Genomic DNA, 13,530 nt, shown 5'->3' with positions numbered 1-13,530 from the left:
CTTCGTCCGGAGTCGTCATGACCAAGCAGCACAAGAACGTCGCGAGCCTTATGGAGCGTCGCGCGACTGCCCGCATCAAGCGCGACGCGCGGGCGTACTACGAGCGGTGCGGGGCGACAGTTGACCTGCACCGCCAGAACCTGCTGCGCACTACGCGAGAACGGGCGCGCCAAGGCGACGTCACCGTCGCCCCGCAGTACCGCCGTTTCCTGCCCGAGAGCGTGCGCGCTCGAATGGAGCGGGCGGGCTGGCCGCCGGCAGTGCGCCCGTCCGGTGGTGCCCCGGCTTCCGCGACCAGGCCCTGTTCTGACCAACCGCCCCGGCGTGCGCCCGCCCCCGAACTCGGTGCGCCTACGCCCGGAGCCTGATCCGCCCTGCCGCTCATCCCGTGCCGGAGGAACCGCACACATGTCGTCAGTCCTGGTCTGGACGTCCGAAACGCCACCACCGCCCGCGCCGCCGCTTCCCCTCGAGGACGAGATCTACGTGATCTGCCGACTCTGCTGGTACGAGAAGGTCGCCGGCGAGCCCTGCGGCTTGCCCTGCGTCTGAACGCCGGGCAAGGGCTGCCTTCAGCCGCAACCCCCGTCCCCAGCCATCGCACATCGGGCCCGGACGCCATCGCGCGTCCGGGCCCGACTTCTGTCCGGCAACCCCGCCCGGGAGGAACCCGTTGTCCACCACGACCACCGCAGGTACCGCCACGCCGGCGACCAGCTTCGCCGAACGGGCCGCCGAATTCGCCCGCGCCCGCGGCTACCCGCCGTTCGAGGCACCCGACCTGGCAGGCACCGCCCTGCGCCAGCGCGAAGAACTCGTCCGCTGGCACGGCGGCGCCGACGACCCGTTCGACCGCGAATGGGTCTACCCCGGCCGGACCGTCATCGAGGTTCCCGGCCTCACCTGGCCGGCCGCCCGCCCCGAGGAATGCTCAGACGACTCCGGCCGCGGCATCTGGTTCGCCGCCGACGGCAGCCAGATCACCGACGCCACCGACCCCGATGCCCCCGACGGCATCGCCCTGCTGTGCCCGCAGTGCGGCCTCGACAGCACCTGACCAGCCCCTCAAACCCAGCGAGGGCCCGCCCCGAGCGCACCGACGCCGGCGGGCCCTCGCTGTCCCACCGCGCCCGCCGGGCGCGCCCCGAACACCCGCAGGACCGGCTAGCCGAAGCGTTGGACGCGAGGCGAGTCGTCGGCCATGGACCGTATGCGCCCCAGCCGGTCCTGCGGGCCCACCAGCCGCCCATCACCGGGCGGCCTCACGCCATCCGGCCGAGCCGAGGCGCGCGCCCACACCCCCCCACGGCGCTGCTGCCCGCTCACCCCTCGGCCGGGCGCGCCGCCCTCACCCAGCGGCCCGCGCCCGGCCGAGGGCCGCCGCGTGCCCCTTCCCGCTCACCCGCACTGCGGACGACCACGCCCGCAGGCAACGCAGAGGAGGTCCCGTTGAGCACGACCACGACACCGGCCCGCCGCCGGACCCACGTCGTCGCCGCCGTCCTGGCCGGCGGCACCATTACGGCCGCCGCCCTGCTGGCCGCCTGCGGCCACCCGGTCGCCGCACCGCCAGCCGCGCCGACCGTGGCCTACGTGGGCGTGTGCGTCGACCCGGTCACCCACTGGCGGGTGGCCGACACCTTCTGCGGCGGCGCCGACCCCTACACCGGTGCCGCGCTCTCGCGCGCCGGCTACCTGTGGGACTACTACCCGCCCAGCTACACCGGCGTCATCGCCGCCTACAACCAGCCGGTCATCGGCGTGCCGATCATCCACACCGTGCCGGTGGCCACCTCCACCACCGTGGTCGTCATCGACCGCGGTGCATCCCCGTCCGGCGGCTCGATCACCTCCGTACGCGCCTCCGCGGCCGCCGCCCACAACCAGGCCACCGTCCCGGCCCGAACCACCACGCCGACCACGGCCAGCACCAAACCCGCCGCGACGACCGCCCCGCCGACCTCCGCAGCCCGCACCACCGCGGCGGCGCCGACCCGCAACCCCGCGATCACCCGCGGCGGCTTCGGCGTCTCGACCCGGACCCGCTGAACCCGCCCAGCCCTAGGGGAGCCGTCCACCCCGGACGGCTCCCCCACCGCGTGGCCTCCGTCGAGCGCGGCGTCCCCGACCACCCACCCCAGGCAAGGAGCCCACATCCATGCGCATCGGCATCTACCCGGCCGGCACCGACGCCTTCGACCTCCGGGTCAACTACGGCGGCCTGCGGTACGAGACGTTCTTCGGCCGCGGCCCGGACCGGTTCCGCCTCCCGAGTACCCCGCCCCCGGCCGCCAGCGGCCCCGGCAAGTGCGCCTGCCCCTCGTGCGCCAGCCAGGGTTGGTACGCCCAACCTCCGCACTGCAAGTACTGGCGCGCCCACTGCGATGCGTGCGAAGGCTCCCGCGACTACCTGGATTTCAGCGCCGGCCGCCCGCCCCAGCGCGTTCCCTGCGACGCCTGCGTCGAAGCCTGGCGCGAGGACGTCGCCTGGTTCCGCTTCGCCCTGCGTTCCCCCCGCGCCGCGGCCCAGCAATTGCGCGACGCCGCCGCCCGTGCCCGCGCCGCCCTCCAGGAGGCCCGGTGAACACACCCGACACCACCACCGCGGAGCGGGCCCGCCGCTGGCGCCGCTCCGAACGGCGCGCCTGGATCGCCGCCATCGCGACCGCCCTGGCCAGCCTCGTCCTCGGCGCGCTGGCACCCCCGTGCTGGCCGAACGGGGCGGTCACCGTGATCGCGGCGGCACTCGTCAGTGGGCTGACCGCCCGCGCCGCCTACCGGCACGGGCAGCTGTACGTGCTCACCAAGCTGCTCCCGGCCTCCAGGCGGAAGCCGCGGTGACCGCACCCCAGCGCCGCCCGGCTGGACACCGGCCGGGCCTGTCCCGCCCCACCGCCAGACCCGGCGGGCCCACCGTGCCGCCCCCGCCGCGGCACGCCCGGACCGGGAATTTCCGCAGACCAGGACGCGCAGGTGCCCTACCCTCGGACGACATGAGGGTCACCACGTTCGTCGTCTTCTGGCGATTCATCGGCGCCGCGGGCATCGGCGCCGGCGTCGGAGCCGCCGTCGCCGGACTGATCGCCGTGCTGACCGGCCGGGCCTTCGCCCCCGCCAGCCCGTGGCTGACCGCCCTGCCGGTCCTGATCGTGTTCGGCGCCCTGGTCGGCATCGCCGTGGCCAGGCTGACCCGGTTCTGGCTGCTGCCCGCAATCGCCCGCCGCCGCCTGCTGTGGGGCACCCTGGCCGGCGCCGTCGTTGTGCCGCTGGCCATCGCCATCGGACAGCTGGGCAACCTGCTCGCCGTCGGCATGCTGCTGATGCTCGTCGGCGCGGTCACCACCACGGTGGTGTGGGTGCGCTGGTTCCGTGCCACGCACCCCGCACCCGGCGCCCGCACCTACGCCGCCCGGCCGCGGCAGGTACACCGCACCCGCTGAACCAGGCGCGAAAGCACGGGAAGGGGGCGGACCGGATCGGTCCGCCCCCTTCCCGTCTTCTATGCGCTGACCGCGCCGGGCACCGGCCGCGCCGCGGGCGCGGCCTCCTCACCACCAGCTCCGGCAGGCCAACCCTGCACGCCGGCCGGCGCGGCCTCCGCCCCGTCCGGCGACGGCACGACGTCCTCACCGCGAGCACTGCCGTCCGCGCCCCGGCCGCGGTGATCGTTCGCCGGATCGGACGGCGGCGTGCCGCCGCCCTGCTCGCCCTGGCTCGCCTCCAGCTTCGCCCTGGCCTCCCGGCCCGTCGCGATCAGCCGCCGCGTGGCCTTCTCCCCCAGACCCAGCAGCTCGCCGACCTGCTCGACCGTCCGGTCGGCCTCGTGCATCGCCAGCGCGGCCAGCCCCTGCTCCGCTTCCTGCGCGGCGACCAGCTCATCCCGTTGCGTGCGCAGCTGCGCGATGGCTTGCTCGTGCGGCTCGACCTTCCGCTGGCAGTCCGCGTCCGCCGCGGCGATCTGGTCGCCGGCGTCGAAGAACTTCGCCAGCGCGGCCTCGACGGCCTCCTCCTGCTGGCGCTGCTTGGCCAGCTGCTCGGCGTTGCGCTTGCGCGCCGCCTCCAGTTGCTGGCTGACCCTGGTCGACCGGCGACCGCGGCGGCGGGTCTGCTTCGTCGGCTCGGCCATGTTCCTACCCCCTGTGACCTGCGTTCCGGTTCCTCCGACGTCGGACACCATACCGCGAACGTCAACTCATGTGGACGTCGAGAGGGAACCGACACGCAGCGACAGGGCACACGCGGCCAGACCAGTTGCCACCCGGCGCGGTGCGGCGAACCAGCCCCGCAACGCAAAAGGCGTGTCCCGCCCGAGGGCTGGGACACGCCTTTGAGGTGCCGATCGCATAAGCCCCGAAGGGCTCACCGCCCGGAAGCGGATCTCGCCAGAAACTGCGATCGACGGTGCGCCGGCGCGGAGGGCCTCAGCGGACCTGACCGGCGCGCCACCCAGTGTAGCCGCTGGGCGGCGCCGCCGGCACCACCTCGCGTGCGAACCGCCAACCGGTCGCGCCCGCACCGGCCGGTCGGCCGGAGGACCGGCAGCGCGAGCCCGTCGACGGGCGGCGCCCAGACAGCGCACGACGGTGGACGACCGGGGCGTGCGGCCTCACCCGCAGTCCGTTGTCACCATGACTTCAGTGCTGACCGAGACGAACGACACCGCCGCCGACCTGGGCAGCTGGGAACCGTCAGGTTCTGTTCGGCAGCGGCTGCTCCCGTCCTGACGGTTCCCAGCCGCAGGCCGCGACGCGGCCGCCGGATCGCCCGCCGGCGGCGCCGTCGCGACGCGCAACCACCCCGGCAGGGCCGCCCTGACGGTTCCCAGTCGTGACCGGTACGCCGCGGCCTGTCGGCCGGTTCGGCGGCCCGCCGGGCCGGACGCGACCCGATCACGTCCCGGCCGGCATCCGGCGACTCACCTTGACGGCACTGGGTGGTCACCAGGGCCCCCCTGACCTCGATCGTCTTATGTCGCGTCAGCCGCCTCAAGGCACCCAAAAAACATTTTGTCTCCGCAAGCTCCGACAAAATCTTTTTCGGGGCCCACCTTGACCCGACTGCCACGACACAAGAGATGGCAGGGGCAGGGGGGAGGGGGAGGAAAGGGCAGCAATCAGTTAAGCGCTAATAGGCTTTTGTTGTGCGCTTCCGGTTTTGCGCGGGGTAAAACCGCTGTTCAGGGGGTCAAGATGGCGGGAAAAGTCACAGAAAATTGTCGGCCAAAAACCCGCTCTGACCTTGCAAAACAGCCCTTTCGCTACTAGACTCAAACCTGTAAGAAACACCGGGAACGCCAGACCTGGTGAAGCGGAAAAACTCAGTAGTGGGGTTCATTTCATGTCTGTTATCGCTTCCGTTCCGGAGACCATTTCCGAGCTGACCGCGCTGGTGGAGGCCGGGAACATTCCCGCCGCCCGCAAGCTGGGAAAGAAGCTGCTCAACGTCGCCGAGACCCGCGAACTGTGGCTCATCGCCCGGATCGCCGACCTGTTGGAGAACCGGCCGCGTACCGCCGTTGACATCCTCCGTCAGTGGTGGGCCAGCGCCCCCAGTGAAGGCGACCGCGCGATCATCGCCGCGTGCGCGCCCAAGAACGGCGAGCAGCGCCGCCGCCCGCAGGCCGACACCGGCCGCGCGCCCCGCTGGAACGGCCGCAACAAGTACCAGGCTCCGAGCACCGTCAAGACCGAGCAGCGGGCCGAGCTGCGCCGCCGTCGCCGCTCCCGGCAGGAGCAGGCCGACGCCGCCGAGTTCGCCAAGTACCAGGCCGAGCGCGCCGGGGTCGCAGACGGCGAGCAGTTGCGCGACCGCGACGACGCCGCCCGCGCGGCGCAGGTCTACGCCTCCGGTTTCGATTACGACCGCGCCGCCTTGTTCGGCACCGGCGGCACGCGGTGTGTGGGGTGCTGGATCAGCCGAGGGCCGGGCGAGGTGAACGCCGAACGCATCGCGGAGGAGCGCAACGACGACGGACTGTGTGTCGAGTGCCGGGAAACCGGAGTCGCCGGGGTCCCCGCCCTGCCTGCCGTGCACAGCCTTCGGTCTGCTGTCTACGCGCGATGCGATTTCATCGCCGCCCAGGTCATGTCTACGGACGCCGTCATGCGCGCCATGCGCCGGGAGTGGCGCGAGGCGACCGACCCCGTTGTTCGCGGGTTGATCGCCGACTACGCGACCGCCCACCAGTTCTACGCCGACGCTTTCGACCGTCTCGCCGCGCCCGTCGAGGTGACCGAGCTTGCCGATTGCGGGTCGTGCGGGGAGACGCGCAAGGCGCGCGACGTGCGTTGGCTGTCCGCCGACGACGGACTGTGCACCGAGTGCCGCGCCGAGACCGCCGCCGCGTAGTCCGCGCAGGGGTCCGGCCCGCCGGGCCGGACCCCGCCCGCCGCCAGCCGCCCGCCCGAACCGCAGGAGCCCCCGCGATGAGCACCCACCCCAGCACCGGCCGCCGCGCCCGCCACGACGGCGAAGAAGTGGACATGTTCGACCACCGCCGCGACGTCAAGCCCGGTCGCGGCCGCGCCAAGCGCGCGAAGGTCCGCGCGAACCGCCGCGCCCGCCGCGCCGCCCGTCGGCAGAGCTGGACCGACTAGCCGCCCGCCCCGCCGCCCAGGCCCCCCGGTTTCCGCCGGGGGGCCTTTTCGTGCGCGTGCACGACGAATCGGACGGCCTTGCGGCCGACAGCTCTTTCGGCGCGGCCCCGTTGGTGCGCGCGCCCGTGCCGCGCCGCATCCTGGCCGCGCCGCGCGTCCAGGGCCGGACAGCCCGCCTGCCCGCCCGGCACCCGCGCCCGGCCCGCGCCGGCCCTCTGCTCGCCTCTACTGCCGGCCGCCCCGCCTGCCCCCTCGGCACCCTCACCCGGCCGCCGGCCTCCCTCTGCTCGCCTCTACTGCCACACAGCACCTCTTGCATGTGCCATGCGAGCCGGTACTGAATCGTTTAAGAGCTGGTGACGAAGCTGCGATTTGTCAACTAGTGTGGACGTCAACTGATATGGACGTTTGGGAGGGCGTTCGGTGATCGGCGTGCGCAAGCTCTCGCCCGGCGGGTACGAGTACCTGACCGGGTCGGTGGCCTGCGCAGACCGCGAACTCGACGCCGGCGAGTCCCTGAGCGACTACTACATCGCCCACGGCTACCCGCCCGGCCAGTGGTTCGGCCGCGGCGCCGCCGAACTCGGCATGTCCGGCGAGGTCACCGCCGCGCAGATGAACAACCTGTTCGGCGAAGGCCGCCATCCCGACGCCGACCGCATTCAGGCGGAGATGATCGCGGCCGGCCACACCGAGGCCGAGGCTCTGGCCGCCACGAAACTCGGCCACCGCTTCTACCAGTACGACGGGCTCGACCAGCTGCGCAGCAAGGTCATCGCGGCCTACAAGCAGCACAACCTCGACCACAACCGCCCCATCGGCGCCCCCATCGACGACGCCACCCGCGCCGGCATCCGCCGCGACGTCCAGGCCCAGGCGTACGCCGACGCGCACGAGGGCCAGCAGCCCTCCGCCGACGAGCTGACCAAGTGGCTGGCCGAGCAGAAGCGCGCGATGAAGTCGGCCACCAGCGGCTTCGAGCTGGTGCTCGCCCCGTACAAGTCGCTCAGCGTGCTCATGGCACTCGGCGACGACGCCAGCCGCGAGCTCGCCATGAACATCCACCGCCAGGCCGTGCGCGACACCCTGACCTACGCCGAGGACAACATCGCGTACACCCGACGCGGCGACGGCGGCTACACCCAGCACGACGTCAAGGGCATCACCGCGGCCATCTTCGAACACTGGGACTCCCGCGCCGGCGACCCGCACCTGCACACCCACGTGACGATCTCGGCGAAGGTCCAGGGCCCGGACGGACGCTGGACCGCGCTGGACGGCCGGACCATCCTGGCCGCCTCCGTCACGTTGTCGGAGTTCTACAACAGCCGCATCCGAGACCTGGCCAGGGAGAACGGCGCCTCCTGGACCGAGCGCCCCGCCGGCGGATTCGACCACAAGCGGCCGACCTGGGAACTGGACGGCGTGTCCAACGAGCTGCTGACCGGCTTCTCCCAGCGCGCCTCGCAGGTCGAGCAGGACCGCGCCCGCCGGATCGTCGCCTTCCGCCACGCGCACGGCCGCGAGCCCACCCCCAAGGAGATCCTGGAGATCTCCAAACAGGCGCAGTACAGCACCCGCGACGCCAAGCAATCGCCGCGCTCGTTCGCCGATCACCTGCGCCGCTGGCGCGGCCAGGCCGAGCAGATGGTCACGCCCGAGAGCATCGACGAGCTCGGCCAGCGGGTATTCGCCGGCGAACCCGAGGAGCTGTCCGAGGTCGACGTCGCCGAGCTCGCCGAAGCCACGCTCGCCACCGTCTCGGACCACTACTCCCATTTCAACCGGTGGAACGTCGAGGCCGAGGCGCACCGGCAGACCGCGCACCTGCGCGTCGTCAACGGCGGCCGCGACGCCCTGATCGCCGACGTCGTCGGCACCGTGCTCGGCTCCGCCGACATCGTCGCCCTGGAAGCACCGTCGATCGTCGACGAGCCGAACGCGCTGCGACGGCGCTCCGGCGAGTCGGTGTTCGTCGAGCACAACAGCCAGCGCTTCACCACCGGCCGCACCCTGCGCGAGGAGTCCGCGCTGGCCGCATGGGGCAAGCTCACCGACGGCCACCGCCTCGCCCCTGCCACCGTCAACGCCGCCCTCGCCGGCGCCCGCAAGCTCAACCACGGCCAGCGTTCCGCCGTCGTCTCCTTCGCCACCAGCGGCCGCCGGGTGCAGCTGCTCTACGCCCCGGCCGGCGCGGGCAAGACCACCGCGATGAAGGTCTACGCCGACGCCGTGCGCGCCGAAGGCGGCCGCGTGTACGCCTTCGGCCCGAGCGCGCGGGCCGCGCACGTGCTCGGCGAGGCGATCGACGCGCGCCCGCACACCCTGCACCAGGTCACCACCGCGCAGATGATGGGCAGCGTCGAGCGGGCGTTCCCGTTCCGCCGCGGCGACGTGCTGATCATCGACGAGGTGTCGATGGCCGGCACCCACACGCTGCACGACGTCGTCTCCTACGCGCTGCGCCGCGGCGCCGACGTGCGCCTGGTCGGCGACGACAAGCAGCTCGCCGCCGTCGAAGCCGGCGGCGCCGTGCGGTGGTTCGAGCACATCAACGGCGCCAACCGGCTCAAAGAAGTCGTGCGATTCCGCGACCCCGACCAGCGCGCCGCCTCCCTCGATCTGCACGCCGGCAACGCCGCCGGGCTCGACTACTACTTCGATCAGGGCTGGATCAGCGGCGGCAGCCGCGAGACCATCCGCGACGCCGCACACCGCGCCTGGCGCGCCGACCTCGACCGCGGCCGCCAATCGCTGCTGATCGTGCCGACCAACGTCGACGTCACCGCGCTCAACCTCGAAGCCCGCGAACTGCGCCTGGCCCGCGGCGACGTCGACGCCGACGGCCGCACCGCACAGCTGCACGACGGCACCGCCGCCAGCAAGGGCGACTGGGTCGTCACCCGCCGCAACGACCGCCTCCAGACGTTGTTCGGCGGCAAGGACTTCATCAAGAACGGCGACACCTGGACGGTCACCGCGGTCCGCCGGGACGGCGCGCTGAAGCTGCGCCACCAGGCCAGCCGCGGCACCGTCGTGGTGCCCGCCGACTACGTCCGCGAGGACGTCGAACTCGCCTACGCGGCCACCATCAACCGCGTCCAGGGCATGACCAGCGGCGGATCCGCGCACGCGATCGCCACCCAGGGCATCTCCCGCGAACAGCTCTACACCCTGATCACCCGCGCCGTGGACGACAACCGCGTCTACGTCGAGACCCACCAGCACACCATCGACTCCCACCAGGAGACCCCGCTCGAGCAGACCCCGCGCGGCGTGCTGGAGAAGGCACTGACCCGCTCGTCGGCGGAGACCTCGGCCAACGAGGAGCTGCGCGACGCGCTGGTCACCGCCGAGTCGCTGCGCACCCTGGTCGGCCGGCACGACTACGTCGCACTGCTGGGCACCGAGGAACAGGTCGACGCCGTGCTCGCCGAGCACGTCCCCGAGCTGCTGGACAACAAGGCCGCGCCGGCGCTACGGCAGACCCTGCGCACCGCGCAGGCCCTCGGCTGGCAGGCCGACCAGCTCGTCGCGCCCGCGCTGGCCAGCGGCCCGCTCGACGTCGACGACGTCGACGACCCGGCCGCGGTCCTGCAATGGCGCATCCAGCAGCGCACCCTGCGCGACACTCCGCCCCCGCGCACCGTCGCGCCCACGCTCGCCGAGACCAACCGGTGGCGCAGCATCATCGAACGCCACGACAACGCCGCGGCGGTCGAGGACAGCACCTGGGAACCGGTGTGGCAGGTCGCGGCCGCGGCCACCGGCGAGGGCCTGGACGCCGACGCCGCGGTCACCGACGCCGCCCGCCTGCTCTCCGCCCGCCCCACCAACGACCCCATGCCCGACTACCGGTTCACCGCCAACGCCCTCGACCACGCCCTCTCGCGGCAGCGCGCCCAGGGCGGCGGCTGGCAGCCGGCGCTGCCGTGGCTGGCGCACCCGAACCACCACCAGCTCGCCGAGCAGCCGGAACTGCTGGACTACCTGCACCGCATGAATCAGGCCATCGGCGCCCGTACCGCCGAGCTGCGCGCCACCGTTATCGCCGACGAACCGGCCTGGACCGGCGCGCTCGGCGCACGCCCGCTCGACGATCCCGCGGCCGCGGACCGCTGGGACCGGCTGGCCGGACTCGGCGCGGCCTACCGCGACACCTACGGCGTCACCGGTGAGGACCCGCGCTACCCGCTCGGCGAGAAACCCGAGGGCAACAGCCTGCGCGCCCGCGCCTGGCGCGACCTCATGGCCCAGTGGAGCCCGCTCGGCGACGACGAGACCGCCGGCGCCGAGCAGGCCGACAGGGCCGGGTCGCGCGAGGACAGCACCGACCGGCTGCGCGAGACCATCGACCCGGACGAGCTGCTGGCCACGTTCGATGACGAACTGCTCGCCCACCAGCCGCTGGAGGAACGGCTGTCCGACCTCGCGCGCCGCTACGAGCGAGGCGCGCGGTTCGCCGACGAGCAGCACCTCGACGCCGAGATCACCCGCGTCCTCACCGCTCGCGCCCCGCAGGTGCTCGGGCGCGAGGCCGAACCGGGGCTGCGCTGGCTGCTGCGCCAGGCGCACGAGCAGGGCTGGACCATCGCCCAGGCCGTGCCCGATGCCGACAGCCTGGTCGGCATCGAGGGCGCCCGCGACCCCGCCGCCGTGCTGTACCGACGGGTCGAACAGCGCATCCAGCGCGCCGACCCACCCGGCGAGCCGGTATACCACCGCGGCCCGCTGCCGTGGCTGGACGCCGCCGATCCCGCCGCGCTGGCCGACCGGCCCGACCTCGCCCGTCATCTCGACGAGCTCGGGCAGGCGATCGCCGACCGCGCCGCCACGTTGCGCGCCGAGGTCGCCGACACCACGCCGGACTGGACGTCCGGCTTGGGCCCGCGTCCCGCCGACCCGGTCGCCGCGACCCGCTGGGACGAGCTCGCCGGCACGGCCGCGGCCTACCGCGAGACCTACCGGATCACCACCGCCGACCCCCGCGTCCCGCTCGGGGCGCAGCCGCGCGGCGAGGACGCCCGCGCCCGTGCCTGGAAGAACCTCACCGACCAGTGGAGGCCCATCGTGACCACACCCGACCCGTACGCGGACAACCAGATGCGCATCGACGCGCTGCGCGACCAGGTCATCAACCGCGCCGCGGACTACGCCGACGACGCCGAGGCGCTGGCGACCGACTACGCCGACGAAGCACTGGAACAGCACACCGACGCCCGCGCCACCGAGGCCGCCGAGGAACTGAACCGCTACGACGACGCCGAGAACGTCGACCAGAGAAGCGACCTCGACGCCGGGTTCGGATACTGACCACCCCCGCGGAGAGCGGGCCGGAGTGCCGTCGTGGTGCGCGGTCCGACAGGATCAGCGGGCCCCTACCCCGCCGGCGACGAGGAAGCGGAATGGACTACCTGAAGGTTTTCGAGTCCGCGCAGCCGGAACTGGAGCAGTGGCGCCAGCGCCAGGTGCGCAACCCGCCCGAAGAACCCCAGCGCGGCAGCGACCTCGCCGAGGACGACAAGGTCTTCCCCTACCAACGGATCAGCGAGATGACGCGCATCAGCCTCATCTCCGCCGGCGAGCACCTGCGGCTGGTCTGGGACGCGCTGGACCGCAAACACCTCTACACCACCGCCCAGCACACCGCCGTGCGCGGCGCGCTCGTCGGCGCCGCCCAGGCGGTGTGGATCACCGCGCCCGACGATGCGGCGACACGACAGCGCCGCGGCCACTCGGTGATCGCCGAGTCCTACGACCAGCTGCGCAAGTACCAGCGCCGCACACTCGACCTCGCCGACGACCTCGGAAACACTGCCGCCCAGCAACAGCTGGTACGCGACCAGATCGACTGGATCACCAGCCGGCTGGACGCACTCACGGCCGTGCAGCCGGCGCTGATGAAGGTCAACGTCGCCGACATCCTGCGCGACATCGGGCCGATCGTCTTCCCCGGTGACACGGTGCGCCAGGGCGGTCTGCGCCTGGCCTGGAACACCCTGTCCAGCGACGCCCACGTCCTGATGTGGAGCATCGCGACGCGCGCCGACTTCCAGGCGGCCGGACCAGCCGACCGCACGACCGGGCTGTCGGTCGGCATCGCCGGTGGGCAACTCGGGGACCTGGCCGGCTGGTACGACCTCACCATGAACACGCTGCGCCGAGGCTGGCGCCTGTTCGACCGGCGGTGCGAAGCGCCGTGATGAGCGGCCGTGGCTCCGACCATGATGGACCGTGCCCCGCGGACCGCTTCGGGAGCCGCAGCGTCGACGTGATCCGCCGAGCGGGCCAGCTGCGGCCCGCGCTACGAGCTCATCCTCGGGAGACCCTGAGCCCTGAGCGACGACGTCGGACTGACGCCCCGCGATGACGATCAGTCCGCCTGGCCGGCCGTCGATCCTTCGCCGGACGCGTCCGCGGCGGTGACGTTCTGCGCCCAGCTCACCGGCGTCAGCACGGCCAAACGACGGCCGTAGCGCTCGACGATCGCGTGCCCGCCCGCCGCGACCCACACCTGAAGGCGGCGCCACGCGTCCTTGGCCACCCCCGACTCCACCACAACCAACGACGCGGTCCACCAGCTCGGCTGCGCGTCGCCGACGTCGGCCGCGCTCACGCGCGCCGGCTCACCCATGGCCGCGCCGGTCTCGGCGCGGTGCTCGGCATAGCGCGGCCACGGCATCGCGACCAGCTTCGCCCGGCCGCGATGGCTCACGGTCACGGCCTGGCCGGTCTCGATCTGGTCCAGGAACTCGCTCCACGCGCGCCGGACGCCCTCGCTGGTCATGTCGAACACGGTGCCTACCGTAGCTGAACTCCCGAACCTCCCGAAAGTACCGAACCTCTTGCATGCGTGTCGGTAGGTTCGGTAGCTTCAATCTACCGAACCTACCGAAACTGCCGATCGACGTCCTCGGCGGTTTCACGGGCCCCG

At 72.8% G+C, this 13,530-nt stretch carries 13 protein-coding genes; 11 read left to right on the top strand and 2 right to left on the bottom strand.

Going from position 1 to position 13,530, the window contains the following annotated elements; translation table 11 throughout:
- The first annotated feature begins 17 nt into the window (after nucleotides 1-17).
- The 7 genes from AB5J73_RS48505 (at nucleotide 18) to AB5J73_RS48475 (ending at nucleotide 3,440) form a co-directional block, all read left to right on the top strand.
- Entirely contained in the window at nucleotides 18-368 is a 351-nt protein-coding gene (locus AB5J73_RS48505) for a hypothetical protein (RefSeq protein WP_370973904.1), read from the top strand.
- A 40-nt stretch (nucleotides 369-408) separates the two neighbouring features.
- Nucleotides 409-552, top strand: a complete 144-nt coding sequence (locus tag AB5J73_RS48500) for a hypothetical protein (protein ID WP_370973902.1) — start codon at nucleotides 409-411, stop codon at nucleotides 550-552.
- Nucleotides 553-673: 121 nt separating this feature from the next.
- Entirely contained in the window at nucleotides 674-1,057 is a 384-nt protein-coding gene (locus tag AB5J73_RS48495; protein WP_370973900.1) for a hypothetical protein, read from the top strand.
- Between the two features lie 392 nt (nucleotides 1,058-1,449).
- Nucleotides 1,450-2,049, top strand: coding sequence for a hypothetical protein (locus tag AB5J73_RS48490; protein WP_370973898.1), 600 nt, complete (start codon nucleotides 1,450-1,452; stop codon nucleotides 2,047-2,049).
- 109 nt (nucleotides 2,050-2,158) lie between these two features.
- Nucleotides 2,159-2,584 (top strand): hypothetical protein, encoded by a 426-nt coding sequence (locus AB5J73_RS48485; protein ID WP_370973896.1) that lies wholly within the window; start codon nucleotides 2,159-2,161, stop codon nucleotides 2,582-2,584.
- On the top strand, nucleotides 2,581-2,841 hold the full coding sequence (locus tag AB5J73_RS48480; protein ID WP_370973894.1) for a hypothetical protein: 261 nt from the start codon (nucleotides 2,581-2,583) through the stop codon (nucleotides 2,839-2,841). Before AB5J73_RS48485 ends, AB5J73_RS48480 begins: the two co-directional genes overlap by 4 nt.
- 152 nt (nucleotides 2,842-2,993) lie before the next feature.
- Complete coding sequence (locus AB5J73_RS48475) at nucleotides 2,994-3,440, top strand: hypothetical protein (protein ID WP_370973892.1); 447 nt, start codon at nucleotides 2,994-2,996, stop codon at nucleotides 3,438-3,440.
- A 59-nt stretch (nucleotides 3,441-3,499) separates the two neighbouring features.
- On the opposite strand, the gene AB5J73_RS48470 is transcribed toward AB5J73_RS48475, so the two are convergent.
- The gene (locus AB5J73_RS48470; protein WP_370973890.1) at nucleotides 3,500-4,126 is read right to left on the bottom strand and encodes a hypothetical protein; all 627 of its coding nucleotides are present in this window, start codon (nucleotides 4,124-4,126) and stop codon (nucleotides 3,500-3,502) included.
- A gap of 1,211 nt (nucleotides 4,127-5,337) precedes the next feature.
- On the opposite strand from AB5J73_RS48470, the gene AB5J73_RS48465 reads away from it, so the two are divergent.
- From AB5J73_RS48465 to AB5J73_RS48450, 4 genes are all read left to right on the top strand, one after another.
- Entirely contained in the window at nucleotides 5,338-6,348 is a 1,011-nt protein-coding gene (locus tag AB5J73_RS48465) for a hypothetical protein (RefSeq protein ID WP_370973889.1), read from the top strand.
- A 77-nt stretch (nucleotides 6,349-6,425) separates the two neighbouring features.
- Nucleotides 6,426-6,596 carry a hypothetical protein gene (locus AB5J73_RS48460; protein WP_370973887.1) on the top strand — a complete coding sequence of 57 codons (171 nt, stop codon included), beginning with the start codon at nucleotides 6,426-6,428 and terminating at the stop codon, nucleotides 6,594-6,596.
- Nucleotides 6,597-7,019: 423 nt separating this feature from the next.
- Complete coding sequence (mobF, locus tag AB5J73_RS48455) at nucleotides 7,020-11,909, top strand: MobF family relaxase (protein WP_370973886.1); 4,890 nt, start codon at nucleotides 7,020-7,022, stop codon at nucleotides 11,907-11,909.
- Nucleotides 11,910-12,001: 92 nt separating this feature from the next.
- Nucleotides 12,002-12,799 (top strand): hypothetical protein, encoded by a 798-nt coding sequence (locus tag AB5J73_RS48450; protein ID WP_370973885.1) that lies wholly within the window; start codon nucleotides 12,002-12,004, stop codon nucleotides 12,797-12,799.
- Between the two features lie 170 nt (nucleotides 12,800-12,969).
- Here the strand turns inward: AB5J73_RS48450 and AB5J73_RS48445 are convergent, their stop codons facing one another.
- A complete protein-coding gene (locus AB5J73_RS48445) occupies nucleotides 12,970-13,383 on the bottom strand; it encodes a hypothetical protein (protein ID WP_370973883.1) in 414 nt (137 codons plus the stop codon).
- Between the last annotated feature and the right edge of the window lie 147 nt (nucleotides 13,384-13,530).

Origin of the sequence: Amycolatopsis sp. cg9 (assembly GCF_041346945.1) — a bacterium.
Classification (GTDB): domain Bacteria; phylum Actinomycetota; class Actinomycetes; order Mycobacteriales; family Pseudonocardiaceae; genus Amycolatopsis.
Note: the sequence above shows the minus strand (reverse complement) of the source record. Positions and strands in the feature narration are given on the sequence as shown.